This is a genomic window from Rhizobium acidisoli (genome assembly GCF_002531755.2).
Taxonomy (GTDB): Bacteria; Pseudomonadota; Alphaproteobacteria; order Rhizobiales; family Rhizobiaceae; genus Rhizobium; species Rhizobium acidisoli.
This window is the reverse complement of sequence record NZ_CP035001.1, coordinates 401,608-419,609: the sequence shown is the minus strand read 5'-3', so window position 1 is coordinate 419,609 and position 18,002 is coordinate 401,608. Positions and strand designations below refer to the sequence as shown.

Here is an 18,002-nt window from a genome sequence, read left to right as displayed (position 1 = left end):
CGCAATGGCTGCCATGATCGCCTGCTATGTCGGCTGGCTTATCCTAAGCGGCAACTTCAATACGGTTGTCTCGGGAGAAGTTTATCGCTCGGCACAGCCGACAGCCGCTGCCCTCTCAAACTATGTCAAAGAGTACGGCATCCGGTCGATCATCAATCTGCGCGGCCAAAATATCGGTAAACCCTGGTACGACGAGGAGGTTGCGGCGAGCAGCGGTCTCGGCATTACGCACTACGACTTCCGGATGTCCGCCGGATCAATCGTGACACAGGAGAGAGCCGAACAACTTATCGCCCTCATGATAAACGCCGAAAAGCCTCTCCTGATCCACTGTCAGGCCGGCGCGGACCGCAGCGGCCTTGCCAGCGCGCTCTATCTGGCCGCCATCGCCAAGGCCGGAGAAGCCGCAGCCGAAAGCCAGATATCGCTTCGATATGGTCATATTTCGCTGCCCTATCTCAGTGCGGCTTACCCGATGGACGTGAGCTTTGAGCAACTTGAACCCTGGCTGGGTTTCGCGCGCCGCTCACTGCAGTGAGGCTTGATACGTCGCGCAGCCTGCTAGTATTTGCGTCTCCGCGGGAAAGAAATAGTGCGACGCCGCATGCTCTGGATGCCCCTAAGGCAGTTGGCATAGAAGGGAAATTTGCTTTAAAAGATTGCAGCGGCGCCGCCTCAGAAAGTGGATCGTTCGCTGGCTTTGAGGTACGGAGTAGGGCGTTTATGGCCTCATCGAACACGGCATTATTCCGGGCGGCGGCGGTATCGTTGCTGCTACTACTCCTGGGGTCTCGTTCGGCCTTGAGCCAGGATGCAAAATCCTCCGATAACCAGTGGATCATAACCCTTGGCGGATCCGTCGAATACGGTCCTTCCTATGAAGGATCGAAGCACCTTTCCTTCAGCGGTATGCCGTCTTTCGATTTTCGTCGTCTCGGCGAAGCGCCCGAATACGGCGCGCCGGACGATAATATCGACTACGGGATGTTCGATATCGGTGGTGTCGATATCGGCCCTGTCGTCAGCCTGAGAGGAGGGCGGTCGGCATTCGACGAATCCGAACTGCAGGGTCTGCATTCGGTCCAGTGGAACTTGGACGCCGGTGTCTTTGCGCAATTTTGGCCGATAGAGGATCACCTGCGTGTGCGGGCGGAAACGCGTCAGGCGCTGTGGGGCGGCGACGGTTTGCTTGCCGATCTCTATTTCGATTGGTTCCAGCCGGTCGGCGATCGCTGGCTGCTGTCTGCCGGTCCGCGCATGTCTCTGGCAAACGGCCCCTATATGCGCAACAATTTCGCGGTGTCCGCCGAGGAAGCTGCCAAGAGTGGTCGCGTCGAGGCGTTCGACGCGAATGGCGGTCTCAAATCCATCGGTTTCACGGTGGCCGCCACCTATACGCTTTCACCGGTCTGGAGCGTGCAGGTCTACGACAAATATAACCGCCTGGTGGGCGATGCCGCCGATAGCCCGATCACCTCAAGGCTTGGCTCAGCCGACCAGAACGTGATCGGTATCACGCTCAGCCGTTCCTTCCAGATCGGCTTTTGAACTTTGCGCCGCCGCTGTTTCATGCTGGGCGATATAGTCTCGCGTCACGGGAATGACGTCGTTGCGCTTGCTTAGCTGGATCTGAAAAACCACCAGATCTTCGTAACGGAATGCGGCTTCGGCGCTGGCAAGGTAGAATTCCCACATGCGGCAGAAGCGTTCGTCGTAAAGTGCGGCAGCCTCCTGCCAGCGGGCCAGGAAGCGCTTTCGCCAATGTGCCAGCGTCCAGGCATAGTGCAGGCGCAGGACCTCGATATCGGCAACCGCAAGACCGGCCTTTTCAATTTCGGGCAGGATTTCCGAGAGCGCGGGAATATAGCCGCCGGGAAAGATATATTTGTCGAGCCAAGGCGTGGTGAAGCCGGGCGTCGCCGAACAGCCGATCGTGTGCAGAACCATGATGCCGTCATTTTCCAGCAGGTCCGCACATTTCTCGAAGAAGGCGCGGTAGGATGCGAGGCCGACATGCTCGAACATGCCGACCGACACGATCCGGTCGAACCGTCCGCTCAGGCTGCGATAATCCTGCAGGACAAACTGGGTGCCTGCCTCCACCCGCTCGTGTTCGGCAAGCCGCTTCTGGGCGTAGCCATGCTGCTCCTCAGACAGGGTGATGCCGAGCACATGCCCGCCCTGCACATGCCTCGCCATGTGCAGGGCGAGCCCACCCCAGCCGCAACCGATATCGAGCACGCTCTTGCCGGGCCCAAGCTGCAATTTCGCGGCGAGATGCCGCTTCTTGGCGTGTTGCGCCGCATCGAGCGATTGGTCGGGGCTCTCGAAATAGGCGCAGGAATATTGCCGGTCCCCGTCGAGGAAGAGTTCGTAGAGCCGGCCATCGAGATCGTAATGGTGGGCGACATTGGCTTTGGAGCGCGCCGGAAAATTGCGATGGCGGAAGATGCGCAGCCAGGTGCGGGCGCGATCGACCACCCTGGCGACGAGCGGATGCTTGGCGTTCTGCGCCTCACGCAGCATCATCGCCAGGAAGTCGTGGAGCGAGCCCCGTTCGATGAGAAAGCGGCGATCCATATAGAGTTCGCCGAGCCGCAGATCGGCATCGATGAGAAATGCCCATTGCGCTGCAAGATCGGCAAAGCTGACATGTATCTGCTCTCCGGACCCGTCGCCGAAGGAGAGCTGCTGCCCATTGGATGTTGTGACGTTGAGGCAGCCGCGGGTGACGATGCGCGCGAGCGCACGCTCCAGAACCCGATTGCTGAACGCCGATGCAGCGCCCTTCGCATTACCGAGGATGAAATTTTGTGTTGGCTGCATCATCGATCCTTGCTGACATGGGCGTGCGGCAGGATCGGTCCAACATCGTTGTCACTGACGGAGCCCGTTTTTTCGGATGCGCCGGCGATCAGCCAGACACCGGCGAGGATCAGAGCGCTGCCGACGATCTGAAGGCTGACGATCGGTTCGCCAAAAGCAAACCAGCCGGTGGCAATGATCAGGACGTAGCTGATGCCGGAAAGCGGAAAGGCCTTGCTGAGGTCGAGTTCGGCGAGCACCGTCATCCAGATGAAGAAGCAGACGATCTCGACCACGACGGCTGCCAGGATCCAGTGCGAGCTCAGCGCATCCTTAAGCCAGGTCGTCCCCTCGGCATTGCCGAGCTGCGTCGCGCCAAGCTTGGTGAAGATCTGGAAAAGCGTGTTGAGGACGGGCACGGCGAGCCATGTCAGGCGCATGGACGTCATTACTTGGCCTCATCCTGCGAAAAGAGCGGGGAGACCAGCCGCAACAGCGCCTGCAGCAGCCGATTGCGGTGGCGGAAGAACATGGTGTTTGTCGTAAGCTGGCTGCCGAGCCGGACCTTGTTTTCATAATAGGCCTGGCCGCTCTGATAATGGGAAAGGCCGCGATCGAGGCAATAGCGCAGATTGGTGAACCAGCTGAGGAAATAAAGGTTGTAGGGCCGTCCTCGCTCGCCGTCCATGCAGAAGAACTTGTCGATCGCGACGCGATCATCATGAAAGATGAGATTGGCAGCCAGCAGCTCGTCCTCGACAAAATAGAGGACGCAGAACGAACGGCCGCGCATATGGGTGAGTATCCCTTCAAAATATGCCGGCGTCAGCTCTTCGAACTGCCATTCGCTGCGATCGCGGGTGTCGTGGTAGAGCGACATGATACGCGGCAGCACGTCACCCACATCCGTTCTGATCTCGACCCTGACGGCGTCGAAGGACTTCATCTTGCGCCGCATGTCCTTGCGCGTGCCCGCAGACAGCTTGGCCATATATTGGTCAATCGTCCGAAAATCGATATCGAGCCAGGCGGATGGCAGGCCGCCGATTGTCGCATAGCGCCGTTCTGAAAACAGGGTGCCGAACTCCAGCGCGACCGGCGCGGGAATATCCTTAACCCCCATCAGCGCGCAGGCTTCCCGAGCCGCAAGACTTTCGAAGGCGTCGAGCAGGTCGCCGAGCAGTGCCTCACGACGTGCCTCGGGCACCTCGGCATGAAAGCCTATGACGCCGTTTTCGGTGCACGGCGAGCCGAGGCAGGCAAGCCGCAGCACTAGGAAACCTGAAACGTGTCGTCGCACGCGGCGGATCAGCCGGCGCGGCAAGCCCTCTTCCAGTGTCGTGTCCAGCGGATAGGGGCAGAGGAACGCCGGCATGGCGGCGCTGATCCTTCCGTTCTCGACGATCGCAATGTAGCGCCAGTCGAATTCGCCGATGCCGGCGTCTTCGATCGCGAGCAGGCAATCATAATCTTCGACATGACCGCGATAGCAGGCGTTCCAGGCTTCGCGGCCGATGGCGCGGATCGTGTCGTAGACCTGTGCAACCGGCCCGCCACCTTCGGCAACAAACTGTCTATAGGCGAGCTTCAGCATGGCCTGCCTCAAAGAAATTGGCGGTGAATTCCGCGACCTGTCGATGCTGGCGGTCGAGATGGATCATGTGGTAGCTGTCCTTGATCCACCTGAGTTCATGCGGACCGCCGATGTGATCGGATATGTAAAGCGCATGCCGGGGGTTGCTGAGATCGTCCTCTTCGGCGTGGAGGATCAGCGTCGGTGTCTGGATCTGCGGCAGGGCTCCGCGCAGTGCCTTGCCCAATCGATACATCTCGACGATGCCGCGGCCGGGGAATTTCTCGAGCATGCCTTCGCCCGCCATGCCTTCGACCATGCGCCGCATCCGCTCGTCCTTGATGCCGAGCGATTGGTTTTCGCTGAAGTTGAGGCGGTCGAGAAAAGGTACCCGCGATAGCCAGCCGATATGCGGCGACAGCATCGTATAGTGTCGCGGAACGTCCCAACCGTCGTAGTGGAAGCAGGGCGAGTAGATCGCGACAGCCTTGATCAGGTCCGGCCGGTGCTTGGCAGCCAGCAACGACAGCTTGCCGCCGACACAAATGCCGGCGGCAAAAACCGTCTGCGTGCGCTCTGCCAGGAATTCCGATCCCCGCACGACGCTTGCCAGCCAGTCTTCCCACTGCGTGCGACGCAGCGTCTTGACGTCTTCGCCATGACCGGCCAGCAACGGCGCGTGAACGCTGTAGCCGCGCCGATTGACCCGGCGCGCCACGAGCTTCATTTCGGCTGGGGCGCCCGTCAGGCCGTGGATCAGCAGCACACCTTTGCCATTGGTTCCTGGCAGGAAGAAGCTCAACTGCTCAGACCTCATGCCGAAGCTCCATCTCGCGGTTTTCCGGAGCCATGAAGCCGAGGGCATGGCAGGTGCTGATCACATGCGTGCCGGCCTTTTCCTGTTCCTCCCTGATCTGTTCGTGCAGTGCCGCAAGCTTCGTCCAGTGGGTGCGTGGCCGGTAATGATGTTCCGCATGGTAACCATTGCCGAACCAAAGCCAGTTGTAGAACGGCTTGTGGCTGCTCACGCCCCAGGCAATCGGTTCGTCCGGATCGCCATGCAGGTGTTCATAATAGCCGTTGAGCGACGACAGGCAGTTGCCGGCATAGTAAAACGGCACGAAAAACAGCACGGCCTTCCAATCGTAGATCAGCGCGATTGCCGCTAGGCCGAGGAAAGCAAGCAGTTCGAAACGGCCCCATGCGGCATCGAAAGGACGGTTCTTGGCGATGCCTTTGTGAATATCGCCGAGACTGTCGCGGAAGAAGCTCTTCAGCGTGTAGGACCAGACATTCTCCGGCTCGCCGTTTCGGCCGTAGCGGTAGATCGACAGTAGATCGATCGTACCGCCGTTTTCATCCGGCCGGTCGCTGTTGCCGGAGTGATGGCGCATATGCACCCAATGGTAATAGGTCTGAGAAAAACCGATCGCCACTGACTCCAGCAGGCTGAAGCCGTAATTCATCCAGCGCGGCTTGAAATACGGCGTGTGGATGAAATTGTGCGAGATGCTGTTGATGTTCCAGGATATCGATACGGCATAGAGGCAGCCCAGGATCGCGGAGATCCAGAGCGGCCGGCTTTCGAAACCGACGATCAGGTAGACGTCAAAGGCGAGATGGGCAAAGGCCGCAAGCACGGGGGCGACATCCCATCTGGTATGAGCAAAGATTTTCATAGTCCGGTTGCTCCCACACAGGCCACGCCGGCGGTAATGAGAAACACGCCCGTCGCGTGGCGAAGGTTGATCTTTTCTTTGAAGACGACCGCGCCGGCGACCACGGTCCCGACGTAGCTGAGCGCCATCAGCGGAAAGGCGGTGGTCAGCGGCACGCGGGCGAGCACGGCCGCCCAGGCAAGCAGCTCGATCGCCCAGAAGGCGATGCCGAGCCAGGTCAGCGGCTTGGCCAGGGTTGCCAGAACGGCGCTGTCGCTGGCCGCCTGCTTGAAGCAAACCTCGCGGGCGGTTTCCGCGACCACGCAGAACAGGATCAGGCCGAACGTCGGCAAGGTGAGGCCGCCAGTCATTCCATTGCTTCCGCCAGGACTTCCAGCAACGCGTGATTTGCGGCGCTGTTGATGTTGCGCACGGCGTCCGCCGCCTGCCGAAGCCGCGGCTGATCGATGAAGATTTCCGCCTGCTTCAGGAGCCGGGTCGTGAAGCCGCCAGCATAGCTCGGCACCGAATAGTCGCCGATGACATCGGCGCCGATGATGCGATGGCGGCTGCCGATCTCGCTGATCAGCGCCATCAGATAGGGCAGCCGCATGCGCCCCTGATCCCAGTTGGTCACGGCGTCATCGGCGGCCAGCACGTCCTTGTCGACCGTGACATAAACTGCTTCGGTGCCGATACGGCTGAGGATCCGGTCGATGAAATTGTCCTCGCCGATCGCGGAGATGGAATTCCAGTACAGGGCGCGCCCGTCCTGCCGGTAGCTGGCGCCGCTGCCGTATTCGGCAGAGACACGGCTTGGCGGATGCTCGTAAGGGTAAAGCTCCAGCTTGCCTTCCCTCAGCCAGCGCAGATTGGCTCCCTTGCGTTCGGGGTTGCGCAGATCGCCGCTGCAGACGCCGACCGTGACGACCTTGTCTATCTTGGGGTTCGACAGGGCGCTGTTGATCCACGAGCCGCAATGCATGCCGCCCTCGAAGTTCACCCAGTCCGGGTGATTGTCGAAATGAACGAGGGTGGTCGAAACCGGCCGCCGTTCGAGGGCCGTGTCGAGAAGCAGAGCGGTCACATGGTGGAAATCGCCCGAGCCCATGAAGGCAAGCTGCGGACCCCTGCCTCGAGAGGGCAGTGACCGGGAGATATCCCGGCCAAGGTCGGAGAGCATCTTCTGCTTGCCCCACAATCTGATTGCACTGCCGCCCCGCTTGTCGACATGGTGGTACGCGCCTGCAAGCGTGCAGGCGCGCACGAAATCAGGCTGCAACTCCAAAGCATCGTCGAGATGAAGGAGGAGAAGCTGCACCGTGCTACCTCAGGGCCGCGCGCGTGAAGAGCTGGTCGAGCAGCGTCAGCGCCAGATCGATCTCTTTGTGTGAGATCAGCAGGTTCGGCGCCAGGGTGATGACGTTTTTGTGGTAGCCGCCGACATCGAGAACGAGGCCATAGACCTTGTGCCCGACCTGGAGGTCGCCCTTCATGCCTTCGTCGCAAAGCCAGTCCATCGTCGCCTTGTCGGGCGTGAAACCGTCTTCCTTGCAGATTTCGCATCTCAGCGCCAATCCGAGCCCGTCGACGTCACCGACGATCGCATGGCGCTTCTGAAGCTGCTTCAGGCCATCGAGGAAATAGGCGCCTTTGGCCATGATCGCCGCGCCAAAATCCTCCTCTTCCAGCATCTTCATGGTTTCGAGCGCAACGGCCGTTCCCATCGGATTGCTGGCGAAGGTGGAATGGGTGGAGCCAGGCGGGAAGACGGTCGGATTGATCATTTCCTCCCTGGCCCAGACACCCGAGAGCGGGTTAAGCCCATTGGTGATCGCCTTGCCGAATACGAGAACGTCGGGCGAGACGCCGAAATGCTCGATCGACCAGAGTTTTCCGGTCCGGTAGACGCCCATCTGGATCTCGTCGACGACAAGCAGGATGCCGTGCTGATCCAGGACCTTCTTGAGTTCGGTGAAGAAGTTCTTCGGTGGAATGACGTAGCCGCCGGTGCCCTGGATGGGCTCGATATAAAAGGCCGCATATTCGGCACTGCCGACCTTGGGATCCCAGACGCCGTTATATTCGCTTTCAAAGAGGCGAGCGAACTTGCGGACGCAATGCTCGCCGTATTCCTCCTTCGTCATGCCCTTCGGGCCGCGGAAATGGTAAGGAAACTCGACGAATTGCGCCCTTTCGCCGAAATGGCCGAAGCGGCGGCGATAGCGATAGCTTGACGTGATCGCGGAGGCGCCCAGCGTGCGGCCGTGATAGCCGCCTTCGAAGGCGAACATCAGGCTTTTGCCGCCGGTATAGTTCCGCACCAGCTTCAGCGAATCCTCGATTGCCTGGGATCCGCCGACATTGAAATGAACGCGCCCCTTGCGGCCGAACTTGCGCTCGGCATCCTGCGCGATCATCGTCGCAAGCTCAACCTTCTCGCGATGCAGATATTGCGAGGCGACTTGCGGCAGCCGGTCGAGCTGCCGATGGACGGCGGCATTCAGCCTTTCGTTGCGATAGCCGAAATTGACGGCGGAATACCACATCTGCAGATCGAGAAACGCGGTCCCCTTTGCGTCATAGACGTAGGAGCCTTCGCATTCTTCGAAGAATTTCGGTTCCACCGCGTAGTGGACCGTATCGCCATGCGAGCAATAGGTCTCCTCCAGAAACCGCAGCTCGGCTTCCGACTTTTCGGTGAGCGCCGTATTTTCCTTGAAGGTGTCGGCGTTGACAATGTTCATGGTGAACCTCTCGGTCTGGTTATGCGATTGAAGATTGGAGCATTGCGCGGGGGGCCCGCGCAATGCCGGGGAGGGCGGCTTGCATCTTTGGGATCAAGTCGGTGAAATCGTCGAAGCCGATGTAGGAAATGCCCTGGTCGCTGCAGTAATCGGCGAGCTTGCCCTTGGCGAAGACGAGGCCGGCCCGGCCGGAGACGCAGAAATCGCTGCGTCCATCGCCGATATAGATCTGCCGCTCGATGCCGCCGATGACCTTGCATTTGCACACGCCCGAGCCTGCCGAACAGCCGGCTGTCGCCGGCGAAGGTGCAAGCGCATAGGTGTGGTGACCATCGACGACCCGATGGGTCAGGATATTGGCGATGACGGGCAGATCCCTGATGCCGTTCAGCGCCAGCACGTGGCGAATGAAGTAATCGACGCCGTCGCTGACGACGGTGATCGGCAGGCCGTTTTCGCGGCAGTAATCACGGAAGGCCACGAAGCCTGGATCGATTGCCACGGTGTCGAGGAGTGCGTCGAGCTCGGGCCGGTTTGCCCGGATGAGGGCGATCTGGCGGCGCATGCACTCGGCTGAGCCGATACGACCGTCCTTCCATTCCTGCTCGATCTCTTCCCACTCGGAATCGGCAAAGCAGGACAGGACGATATCCGTCACATCCTGAATGGAAATCGTGCCGTCAAAATCGGAAAATATTTGCATCCAATGGCCGCCCTTCGACTTGATCCGCGGCTGTGTCTACCGAGAGTCGATGAGGCAAGCCTGAGGGCAAAATGATGCGAAAATGAAAAATGAACGGACGCCGGTAGCAGCGCCTCAGTCTCTGGGCAGGCGCAATTCAACCCGCAGGCCGTTACCCCAGGGAGGTGTCGAAAGCGCGATCGACACAGAAAGTCGTTCGGCGGTATCGGCGACGATCGCAAGCCCAAGGCCGGCACCCTCGGCATGGAGCGTGTCCAGGCGATAGAACCGCTTGAACACGGCCTCCCGGTCCACGGGGGCTATGCCCGGTCCGCTATCGCTGATCGATACCAGCCAGAACTCCCCTTGAGAGGAGAGGATGACCTCAATGATGCCGCCGACAGGCGTATATTTGATCGCATTGTCTAGGAGGTTGCTGACCATCATCTGCAGCAGTGATTCATCCGTCCTGATCTCGGCTGATTCCGGCCCTTCCAGCGAGACGTCGAGATTGCGGCTATTGATGATGTTGCCAAAGTCCGCCACGGTCGACGCGATCATGTGATACAGCGGAACCGGCATTGGATTGAGCGGATGGTGGCTGACCCTGGCAAGGCGTAGCAACTGCTCGATGAGATGGGTGGCTCTGTTGTTGCTGGTCACCAGATCCGAGATGATCGCCTTCTGCTCCTGCTGGTCATCGGTGCTTGCAAGCATCTGCAGCAGCAGCTTGACGCTTGCCTGCGGCGTGCGCAGCTGGTGGGCCGCCAGATCGGAAAAACGCCGCTCAAGGGTCAGCGACCGGCCGAGCTTTTCGAGAAGCTGGTTGATCGACCGGCCGAGAGGCAGGAGGTCCCTGGGCAGGCCCTCCACGGCAATCGCTGAGAGATCGTCCGGCGAACGGGTGCGGATCTGATGCACAAGCCCGTGGATGGTCCGCAGGCCATTGTTGATCCCGAGCCAAATCAGAAAGCCGATCACCGGCACCAGTACGAGCAGCGGAAAGACCAGGTTCAGAAGGATGTTGGAAACGAGAGTGTATCGTAGGGACGTCTTTTCACCGACTTCCATGACGATGCCTGAAGCCGGGATCGGCAACGAATAGACCCGCCAGTTCTCGCCGCGGTAAGAAAGGTCGGTGAAGCCCGCCTTCTGGTACGGCACGTCGGAGAGAAATGCGGTGCTGGAGTAGAACATGATCTTCCCGTCCACCCAGGCGCGGAACATATGCGCATCGGCATAGTCGTCCGCGTCCTCGTTGAAAGCGAGCTGATTGTCCATGCTGAAATCGATGTCATCGATCTGTTGGGGCGTGCGCTCCGGCGAGTGGCGCAACCGGTTGTGCAACAGTCCCCACAAGACGTTCGCATCGTTGATGAGCTGCGCGTCGTAGATATTGTTGATCTCGCGCGTGGCGCTGTTGAAGGCGAAGGCGCCGATCACCAGGATTGTCACCACGACCACGGGGGCAATCCTCAGGAAGAGCTTGCGCGTAAGGGTTGACGGGCTCATCGTTCGATCATGTAGCCGATGCCGCGGATCGATTTGATGAATTCGGTGCCTAGCTTTTTGCGCAGATTGTAGATGGTTACCTCGATGGTATTGCTTTCAACGCTGCTATAGGCATCGTAAAGCGCGTATTCGATATCGTTCTTCGTCACGTAGCGACCGCTGCGCTCCATCAGGAGCTTGAGCAGGTGAAACTCCTTTGCCGTTGTGTGTACCTGTATATTGCCTTTCCGCGCGACCATTGCAGACGGATCCATTTCGACATCGCCGCACCGAAGCAGGCTTTCAGTCCGGCCGTCGCGTCGTCGGATTAGCGCGCGCAGGCGGGCAAGCAATTCGTCGAGATCGAACGGTTTGACCAGGTAGTCGTCCGCTCCCTCGTCGAGACCTTCGACCTTGCGCCGGACGTTGTCGAGCGCCGTCAAAAGCAAGATGGGCACGGTGTTGCCTTTGCGTCTCACGCCTTTAAGAACCTCGATTCCGCTAAGCAGCGGCAGGTTGATATCGAGGATGACGGCTGCAAAAAGCAACTGCTCGGCCGCCTCGAGCCCCGACTCGCCGTCTCGCATCCAGTCGACGCCGTAGGCGTGCTTCTCCAGTGCCCTTTTTAGTGACGAGCCGAGAATACTGTCGTCTTCCACAAGCAGAATGCGCACGTTCGATCCGTCCTGACGCAGGCAAATGAGCGAATGTGGACTCCGATTTGAAGCAGAGTTGTGGCGAGCCTCCCCAGAAACGATTAGATGGACGACAATTTCACCTGGGAGATGTCCGAACCGCGTTGGCCGACATAGGCGCGGTTCGCCATCTCCGTCGTATCTCGAATCATCCAATCTTTCGGTTGGTTGCCACGACGGAGCGGAGGTCCCATCAGAGCAGCCGGTGCACCACCGCTGTGGCGATGACCGTTTTCCAGATAGGACAAATGGCCTCGCCGTTAAATTGGTACGTTCTATCCGGCGCTCGCGGAGGTAAGTTGAAAATGCGAGGCGGTCACCGCGATGTCAAACGACATTCCGCAGTCGGCTTGTGATCCACAGGAGCCGATCCTGTCTGGCGGATCCGCCCCTCTCAAAGCGTCTCACATGCTCCCCGAAATCCCGTGCAAAGCCGCCACGACCTGTTGGTGATCGTATTGCTTCGGAAAAAACACGGTTCTCACCGGAATGTCGCGGTCGCCTAGGCGGAAATGTCCCGAGGTGATGATGATCTGGATCGGCGCCCAACGGTCGCGGATCGCGGCCGCTAGCTTCAACCCGTTCATAGATCCCGGCAGGTCGCGTCTTTGAACACGATCGTAACGTCCCGCCACGCTTCTAGGCTCCGAAAGGATGTAAGCGACGAGAAGGCGAATGCCCATGAAAGCCGCGCGGTGATCCATCGGCGCCTCGACGAGCAGGGGCGCAGATCAATCTTCTCGATAAGGCCCTGGTGATAAATGCCGGCGTGGACGCCCAGGTTCGCGATGAACTGAAAGCATCAAGGAAACGGTGCAGATGAACTACGAGTACGTGCAGCCGACTGAAGAGTGGCAGCGCATGAAAGCTATCGGCTATGGATCTCAAGTTTGATCGCTTTCGCCGGCCTCACGATCGGCGGGATGGTGGCTTACGCCAGCGATGGGGCCGTGGCATGGCTTCGGCACTGGCTGAAGATCAACTGACGCGATGCCTTCAGCTTTAGTGGTGGCAGACCCGAGTAATCAACGACCTGAGTTCTGCGCCACAGATAATTTCTTCTCGTTGCCCGCCGTTGTGGATGAAAACCTCAAGAGCGCTCAGTTCATCCGCATGCTTTCCGGCGTATTCGATTGCTTTTTCGAGAGAGCGGAAAGTCTTATTCTCCGTCTGTGTCGACCAGCAGCCGCCATTCAATATTTGATACTGCTCGATGGGCCGCTCAGCTATCATTTGCTAACCCCAAGCATTTAAAATCTCCTGTGCGCTGGGCGGCCCCCTAATCTATAAAACGCCATCTTTTGTTGCATTCGTCTGGTTGGCAGTAGTTGCAGTCACAGAGTCGCTGTCGGGCAACCGTGGTGGCGCGCACGATTAATTCAGCGATCATCCTTGCTTCCTCGCGCTCCGTTGTTCCGCATCAGCATGTGGTAATATTCCTCAACCTTTCGGATAGCCTTCCGCGGTTCGGCTTCGAAACCTTGCTGCGGCGTCAGCCGTTGACGGACATGCGGGCCGAGGCCGCTCCATCGCCACTGGCCATTCTTTGGACCGCCGCTCTCCATTCGGATCCTCCCGATGATGATTTCACCGTCATAGCCCAGCCAGTCGAGATCCGTCGGATCGTCGTTCTCATCGATCTTCGTGCCGCGCCATGTGTAGAGGGGTTGGTATCGAATGGGCATATTCTACAGCAGATCCGACGGTAGGGACGTGACATCGTCAAAGATGGCTTGGCCAAGTCAATAGTCAATCTGGGTGAATTGCTTTATGAGCCATTGCCGCTGAACTTCCGGGATGACAAAGCCGCCTCGCTCACGTTCGAAGCCGCTGCTCGGTCATGCCGAGGCGCCGATCCGCAGTCGGCCGCGCAAGAAGCGCGATCCGGCGCAGCCTCAGCTCACCCTTGATCCCATGCCGGCGGGCATTGATCCATGCCTGGCGCTGCTGAAGTCGCGGCCGCCGAAAGGCCCGCAATGGACATACGAGGTGAGATGGGATGGCTATCGCCTGGCCGTCCACATCGAATCGTCGGGCGTCCGCATCCTGACCCGCGGCGGCCATGACTGGACCGAACGGTTTGCTGCTATCGCCGCCGAGGCAAGACGGCTTCCCGTATCGACGGCGATACTGGATGGCGAAGCGGTCGTATTCAACGAGCAGGGCCGGTCGGACTTTGCTTCAACAGTCGCTAGGCGGTCGGGGCGGAAAGAACGCGTCTCGCGAAGCGGTGCTGATGGCATTCGATCTCCTCTATTTCGACGGCCATGATCTTATCGGGATTGATCTTGTCTCCGGCGCCACCTCCTCGAGGGGCTGGTGCCAATCCTTTCCGTCTTTTCTTGCAGCATATGTGATTTGCCCCCCACAGATTGTGCCGCGGTTTTCAAGTCCGCGATTTCATCCGCCTCGATTTTCTCGAGGTTGCGATCCTATATAACGAGGTCGGTCGGGTAGCCCGGCTTTAGCATGCCCTTCCAGCTGTCGGCGAATTCGGCAAACGCGCCGCGATTGGTGTTGGCGTCCAGCACTTCCATGAGCGTCCGGCGACTGTCCGGAAGATCGTCGCTCCATGGCTTTCTGGTCATGGCGGAGTGCATGGGGAGACGGGCCAGTCGGTCGAGAAAATCAGGTGATACCAGCATCGCCGATTTGGATCTCTCGCTCCTCAGGCTTGTTGCCATGGTGTTCACGTTCTGGGCGAAGGTTGTTCAAGACCAACCTGACGGAAAGACCACCGATGACCAATGACATGATGAACGTGCGCTCCCTCGTTGAGAAGAGCGCGGATGCAGATTTATTGCGTGAGATGATTGGCTTTGCCGCCGAGCGGCTGATGGAGTTGGAAGTCGGCTCGGCCACGGGTGCTGACTTCGGTGAGAAGAACCCGATGCGGCTCGCTCAACGCAATGGCTACCGTGACCGCGATTGGGAGACGCGCGCCGGAACCGTCGAGCTTCGCATTCCGAAGCTGCGCAAGGGCAGCTACTTCCCGAGCTTTCGAACCGCGTCGGATGGCGGGAAAGGCCCTGACGGGGTTATCCAGGAAGCGTATATTCAAGGGATATCAACACGCTCTGTCGACGACTTGGTCAAGGCCATGGGCATGTCTGGCATCTCCAAAAGCCAGGTGAGCCGTCTATGCGAAGAGATCGACGTCAAGGTCAAAGCGTTCCTCGACAGGCCAATTGAAGGCGAGTGGCCGTATGTAAGGGTGGATGCGACCTACCTCAAAGTCCGGCGCGGCGGCCGCATCGTTTCCGTTGCTGTTATCATCGCCGTCGGCGTCAACAGCGATGGTCGACGCGAGCTCCTGGGAATGGAAGTCGGCACGCCGGGGGTCGTCGCGGACGCATTGACCGCAGCATCCGGCCAAGGTTGACCAACTTTGGCGAAGTAAGCAATAACTGGTCTTGGCGCTTCGGTGCCATGACAGTGTCCGGCTCATCGCGGATCAAAGATGAACATGTTGGATAGCGCCGCCTTTGCCGTCACGGGGCCGATGTCGTTGGCATATACCGATCGCCAATGGTGCAGCCGATCCTTCGCCATCCTCCGTGCAGGCAGCGCGTAATCAGCAGGTGACCCGCCTCGACAAAGATCCTGGAACCGAGAGACAGGTGGTACGGGCATTGGGGTGGCCATTGCCCATCGTATTGCAAGATCCAATGATGCCAAGCTTCGGCTTTATCATCGAGAAGCAGGTGGGCTGACTGCCGAGCTCACGTTGCATGAAATTTGTGAAAAGGTCCGGGTTCGGGATCGAGCGGCGGCCTGTTTATCCACAGCGGGCGCGTTCGGACCGTATGGATTGGCGCGGCCCTTCGAAACGAGAGGGACAGTTCTTTTGACATCCTTTATTCGAAAGCCGACAATGCGCGCTATGAAGCGAAGTCGGCCGGTCGAAATCGGGTATGCTTTGATAATTCGTCACCATCGCCCTCGAAAGTCGAATGCCAACCTAGAGGCTTGAGCCGAGTTGTGCGAAATGACTACCAGCGGCAGATGCGCTTTTTGGTGTAGATCCACCGATGGTGGTGACGATGGCGAACAACCTTCACACGACAGCGTGGACCGCGGCGATAATAATCACGCCCATGGTAGCGACGCCAATCGCGCCGATCGTGGTCTCCATGCCATGACCTACCGTGGCTATCACCAATCGTTACCGTTACACTATCGGCCAGACTTGGGCTGGCTGATGTGAAGATCGACGCCAGCCCAATCATGCTCGCGATAGATAACGTTTTCATTTTGGTAACTCCCTAAATGGCTTCAGCCACAAAACGCGACCTTCAAATGAGAGTTCCCCGGGTCAGGCTTTGGTCCTATCAATCATCGAAAAGATGCTCGACGCCTTGCCGAGTCACGATGCGCTTACCGCCGGAGCCCACGCGTGATCGCCGCTGATCGCCTCGATCGGCAATCGGCCAGGCTGCTCGTCGTGGAGGCGGACGGCACGATGCGCGACCTGCAGAGGGCTAACCTCGAGACGTTATTCGATCCTGGCGATCTGGTTGTCGCCAACGATGCCGCAACCTTGCCTGCCAGGCTGCACGGCACGCATCTCCGATGTGGAAAGATAATCGAGATCCGCTTGGCCGGCTGGCTGTCAGCTTCCGCTCAAGTCCGCTTCCTTGCGATCGTCTTTGGCTCTGGTGATCACCGCACCCGCACGGAAGATCGGCTGCCGCCGCCTGCGCTGTCATCAGGCGATCGCCTCCAGCTCGGCCCACTTGAAGCCAGGGGTCGAGCGCGTTCTCGACCATCCTCGCCTTGTCGAGCTCAGCTTCGAAGGCACCCGAGCAGCCATGTTTGCAGGACTGGCGCAGCATGGCAGGCCGATTCAATACGCGCATGTTCCGGAGCCGCTGGCACTGTGGGATGTTTGGACGAGAATTGCCGCCCGGCCGGTCGCGTTCGAGGCGCCATCGGCTTCCTTCGCGCTCGACTGGCGCACACTGCAAGCTTGGCGTCGGCGCGAGATCGGTTTTGCAACACTCACGCATGCCGCGGGGATTTCTTCCACCGGCGATCCCGCACTCGACTCGCGCCTTCCCTTCGACGAGCCGTACCACATCCCTGAATGTACCGTGGCGCAGGTAGCGCGGGCGCAGCTCAGGGGCAGCCGCATCATCGCGATCGGCACGAGCGTCGTGCGCGCACTTGAAGCAGCCGCCAATCCCGATGGCAGCGTGCGTGCCGGAGATGGTATTGCGACAGGGCGCATCGCATGTGGCACTCCGCTCCGCGTCGTCGATGCGGTTCTCACTGGCGTCCACCAGCCCGGCGAAAGCCATTTCGAGCTGTTGCGCGCCTTCGCGGACGACGGCCTCCTCGCCAGTGCCTCCACCGCTCTAACCGCATGCGGTTACCGTGCACATGAATTCGGCGATTCAATGCTGCTCAACCTTCAACCGCCACTTTATTGGCGCGAACCTTAGATGGATAGAGCAGCTTGCATCGCCGTTCCTTGGCTGGCCCGCCGGCACTGAAGCGTCGCGTAAGCCCGGTTGGAACATCGGCGCGCTCGCGCAAGGTGGTGCTCGGCACCATCATGATCAATGGCAGGATTCAGCAGGAGGGCGATGTGGAACACCTCGTCGCTCAGTAGATCTTCGATCTGTCGTGCCTGCCGGGCGCGACAGTGAATTCTGGCCGCCGACCGGACGCGGCGGCGACGTGTTCGCACACGGCTCTTCAGGCAGCCCGGATTCTCGCGAACGGCCGGCGCCGGGGCTTCGGCTGAGAGATATGTTTGTGCCGGACCTTTGATATCGATACCGTGAAGATCAAGGGCAGGAATTTTCAGTAGATTTGCTGCTGACTAATGGTAGCCACGGCGCAGCGGTGGTTCGATTCCCGTCAAGGCGACTACCTTCGAGCCCGCCTGGTCGGCGCGACATAAGAGAATTGCACCAAATCTGCGTCAGAGCCAGTTTCGGACGCCTATTGACAGTTAGAATGAGCGCCCCGTCTTCGCGCGTTCTCAACCTTTTTTACACACCCTTCGACCTTCGCGATCAGGACGTCGAAGTCAATAGGCTTCGTCAAGTAATCGTCGGCGCCGGACCTCGGCGCCTCCAGCATGGTCGCTTTGTCAGTCAAAGCGGTAAGGAAATGAACGGCGTGCCGGCGAGGCTGGGATAGTTCAACTGGATTTCAGCAACCAGTTCTGAGCCGTTCATTTCGGGCATGGTGATGTCGCAGATCACGATGTCTGGCCAGTTCGAGATCATCAGCTCCAAGCTCTCCCTGCCGGTAGAGGCTTCGTACGCGCCAAAGCCCGCTTCGCTCAATTCTTCGACGATCAGTTGCCTGACTTCTTGTTCGTCATCAATGCAAAGAACA

General features: G+C 59.3%; 20 protein-coding genes and 3 pseudogenes. 8 read left to right on the top strand and 15 right to left on the bottom strand.

Translation table 11 applies throughout. The features are described 5' to 3' along the window. The first annotated feature begins 4 nt into the window (after positions 1-4). Positions 5-538 carry a tyrosine-protein phosphatase gene (locus CO657_RS31045; protein WP_245293078.1) on the top strand — a complete coding sequence of 178 codons (534 nt, stop codon included), beginning with the start codon at positions 5-7 and terminating at the stop codon, positions 536-538. 185 nt (positions 539-723) lie between these two features. Continuing rightward, a complete protein-coding gene (locus tag CO657_RS31040) occupies positions 724-1,548 on the top strand; it encodes a MipA/OmpV family protein (RefSeq protein WP_054186001.1) in 825 nt (274 codons plus the stop codon). On the opposite strand, the gene CO657_RS31035 is transcribed toward CO657_RS31040, so the two are convergent. The 12 genes from CO657_RS31035 to CO657_RS30980 all read right to left on the bottom strand — a co-directional run bounded on the left by CO657_RS31035 (position 1,489) and on the right by CO657_RS30980 (position 12,355). After that, positions 1,489-2,826 carry an SAM-dependent methyltransferase gene (locus CO657_RS31035; RefSeq protein ID WP_054186007.1) on the bottom strand — a complete coding sequence of 446 codons (1,338 nt, stop codon included), beginning with the start codon at positions 2,824-2,826 and terminating at the stop codon, positions 1,489-1,491. The two genes, CO657_RS31040 and CO657_RS31035, sit on opposite strands and share 60 nt — an antisense overlap. After that, positions 2,826-3,254, bottom strand: a complete 429-nt coding sequence (locus CO657_RS31030; protein WP_054186002.1) for an EamA family transporter — start codon at positions 3,252-3,254, stop codon at positions 2,826-2,828. The genes CO657_RS31035 and CO657_RS31030 overlap by 1 nt, the downstream gene beginning before the upstream one ends. After that, on the bottom strand, positions 3,254-4,399 hold the full coding sequence (locus tag CO657_RS31025; RefSeq protein WP_054186003.1) for a GNAT family N-acetyltransferase: 1,146 nt from the start codon (positions 4,397-4,399) through the stop codon (positions 3,254-3,256). The genes CO657_RS31030 and CO657_RS31025 overlap by 1 nt, the downstream gene beginning before the upstream one ends. Beyond that, positions 4,380-5,195: an alpha/beta hydrolase gene (locus CO657_RS31020; protein ID WP_054186004.1), complete on the bottom strand. Its 816-nt coding sequence runs from the start codon at positions 5,193-5,195 to the stop codon at positions 4,380-4,382. The genes CO657_RS31025 and CO657_RS31020 overlap by 20 nt, the downstream gene beginning before the upstream one ends. Beyond that, positions 5,185-6,057, bottom strand: coding sequence for a fatty acid desaturase family protein (locus CO657_RS31015; protein ID WP_054186005.1), 873 nt, complete (start codon positions 6,055-6,057; stop codon positions 5,185-5,187). Before CO657_RS31015 ends, CO657_RS31020 begins: the two co-directional genes overlap by 11 nt. Continuing rightward, positions 6,054-6,407: a DMT family transporter gene (locus CO657_RS31010; protein WP_054186389.1), complete on the bottom strand. Its 354-nt coding sequence runs from the start codon at positions 6,405-6,407 to the stop codon at positions 6,054-6,056. Before CO657_RS31010 ends, CO657_RS31015 begins: the two co-directional genes overlap by 4 nt. After that, a complete protein-coding gene (locus CO657_RS31005; RefSeq protein ID WP_054186388.1) occupies positions 6,404-7,357 on the bottom strand; it encodes an arginase family protein in 954 nt (317 codons plus the stop codon). Before CO657_RS31005 ends, CO657_RS31010 begins: the two co-directional genes overlap by 4 nt. A gap of 4 nt (positions 7,358-7,361) precedes the next feature. Continuing rightward, on the bottom strand, positions 7,362-8,783 hold the full coding sequence (locus CO657_RS31000; protein ID WP_128715637.1) for an aspartate aminotransferase family protein: 1,422 nt from the start codon (positions 8,781-8,783) through the stop codon (positions 7,362-7,364). A 19-nt stretch (positions 8,784-8,802) separates the two neighbouring features. Continuing rightward, positions 8,803-9,486 carry an MtnX-like HAD-IB family phosphatase gene (locus CO657_RS30995; protein ID WP_054186332.1) on the bottom strand — a complete coding sequence of 228 codons (684 nt, stop codon included), beginning with the start codon at positions 9,484-9,486 and terminating at the stop codon, positions 8,803-8,805. 114 nt (positions 9,487-9,600) lie between these two features. Next, positions 9,601-10,977 carry a sensor histidine kinase gene (locus CO657_RS30990; protein ID WP_054186331.1) on the bottom strand — a complete coding sequence of 459 codons (1,377 nt, stop codon included), beginning with the start codon at positions 10,975-10,977 and terminating at the stop codon, positions 9,601-9,603. Beyond that, positions 10,974-11,630 carry a response regulator transcription factor gene (locus CO657_RS30985; protein ID WP_054186330.1) on the bottom strand — a complete coding sequence of 219 codons (657 nt, stop codon included), beginning with the start codon at positions 11,628-11,630 and terminating at the stop codon, positions 10,974-10,976. Before CO657_RS30985 ends, CO657_RS30990 begins: the two co-directional genes overlap by 4 nt. A 425-nt stretch (positions 11,631-12,055) precedes the next feature. Beyond that, on the bottom strand, positions 12,056-12,355 hold the full coding sequence (locus CO657_RS30980) for a response regulator (RefSeq protein WP_054186329.1): 300 nt from the start codon (positions 12,353-12,355) through the stop codon (positions 12,056-12,058). On the opposite strand from CO657_RS30980, the pseudogene CO657_RS37780 reads away from it, so the two are divergent. Continuing rightward, positions 12,260-12,637, top strand: a pseudogene (locus CO657_RS37780) (hypothetical protein). The gene CO657_RS30980 and the pseudogene CO657_RS37780 overlap by 96 nt on opposite strands. 393 nt (positions 12,638-13,030) lie before the next feature. On the opposite strand, the gene CO657_RS30970 reads toward CO657_RS37780, so the two are convergent. Beyond that, positions 13,031-13,336: a hypothetical protein gene (locus tag CO657_RS30970; protein WP_054186328.1), complete on the bottom strand. Its 306-nt coding sequence runs from the start codon at positions 13,334-13,336 to the stop codon at positions 13,031-13,033. A gap of 112 nt (positions 13,337-13,448) precedes the next feature. On the opposite strand from CO657_RS30970, the gene CO657_RS30965 reads away from it, so the two are divergent. Next, positions 13,449-13,922 carry an ATP-dependent DNA ligase gene (locus tag CO657_RS30965; protein ID WP_280950524.1) on the top strand — a complete coding sequence of 158 codons (474 nt, stop codon included), beginning with the start codon at positions 13,449-13,451 and terminating at the stop codon, positions 13,920-13,922. A gap of 161 nt (positions 13,923-14,083) precedes the next feature. Here CO657_RS30965 and CO657_RS36965 read toward each other — a convergent pair whose 3' ends face one another. Beyond that, positions 14,084-14,239 (bottom strand): hypothetical protein, encoded by a 156-nt coding sequence (locus tag CO657_RS36965; RefSeq protein WP_156339819.1) that lies wholly within the window; start codon positions 14,237-14,239, stop codon positions 14,084-14,086. Positions 14,240-14,391: 152 nt separating this feature from the next. Between CO657_RS36965 and CO657_RS30960 the strand changes: the two genes are divergently transcribed. From CO657_RS30960 to CO657_RS30950, 4 genes and pseudogenes are all read left to right on the top strand, one after another. Further along, positions 14,392-15,033, top strand: a complete 642-nt coding sequence (locus tag CO657_RS30960; RefSeq protein ID WP_425375999.1) for a transposase — start codon at positions 14,392-14,394, stop codon at positions 15,031-15,033. A 1,014-nt stretch (positions 15,034-16,047) separates the two neighbouring features. Continuing rightward, positions 16,048-16,197: pseudogene (locus CO657_RS37775) on the top strand (S-adenosylmethionine:tRNA ribosyltransferase-isomerase); the annotation flags it as partial. Between the two features lie 112 nt (positions 16,198-16,309). After that, the gene (locus CO657_RS30955; RefSeq protein WP_245293118.1) at positions 16,310-17,095 is read left to right on the top strand and encodes an S-adenosylmethionine:tRNA ribosyltransferase-isomerase; all 786 of its coding nucleotides are present in this window, start codon (positions 16,310-16,312) and stop codon (positions 17,093-17,095) included. Between the two features lie 83 nt (positions 17,096-17,178). Beyond that, a pseudogene (locus CO657_RS30950) lies at positions 17,179-17,466 on the top strand (hypothetical protein); the annotation flags it as partial. 289 nt (positions 17,467-17,755) lie between these two features. Here CO657_RS30950 and CO657_RS37770 read toward each other — a convergent pair. Then, a complete protein-coding gene (locus CO657_RS37770) occupies positions 17,756-17,950 on the bottom strand; it encodes a response regulator transcription factor (protein WP_245293117.1) in 195 nt (64 codons plus the stop codon). Positions 17,951-18,002: the final 52 nt, after the last annotated feature.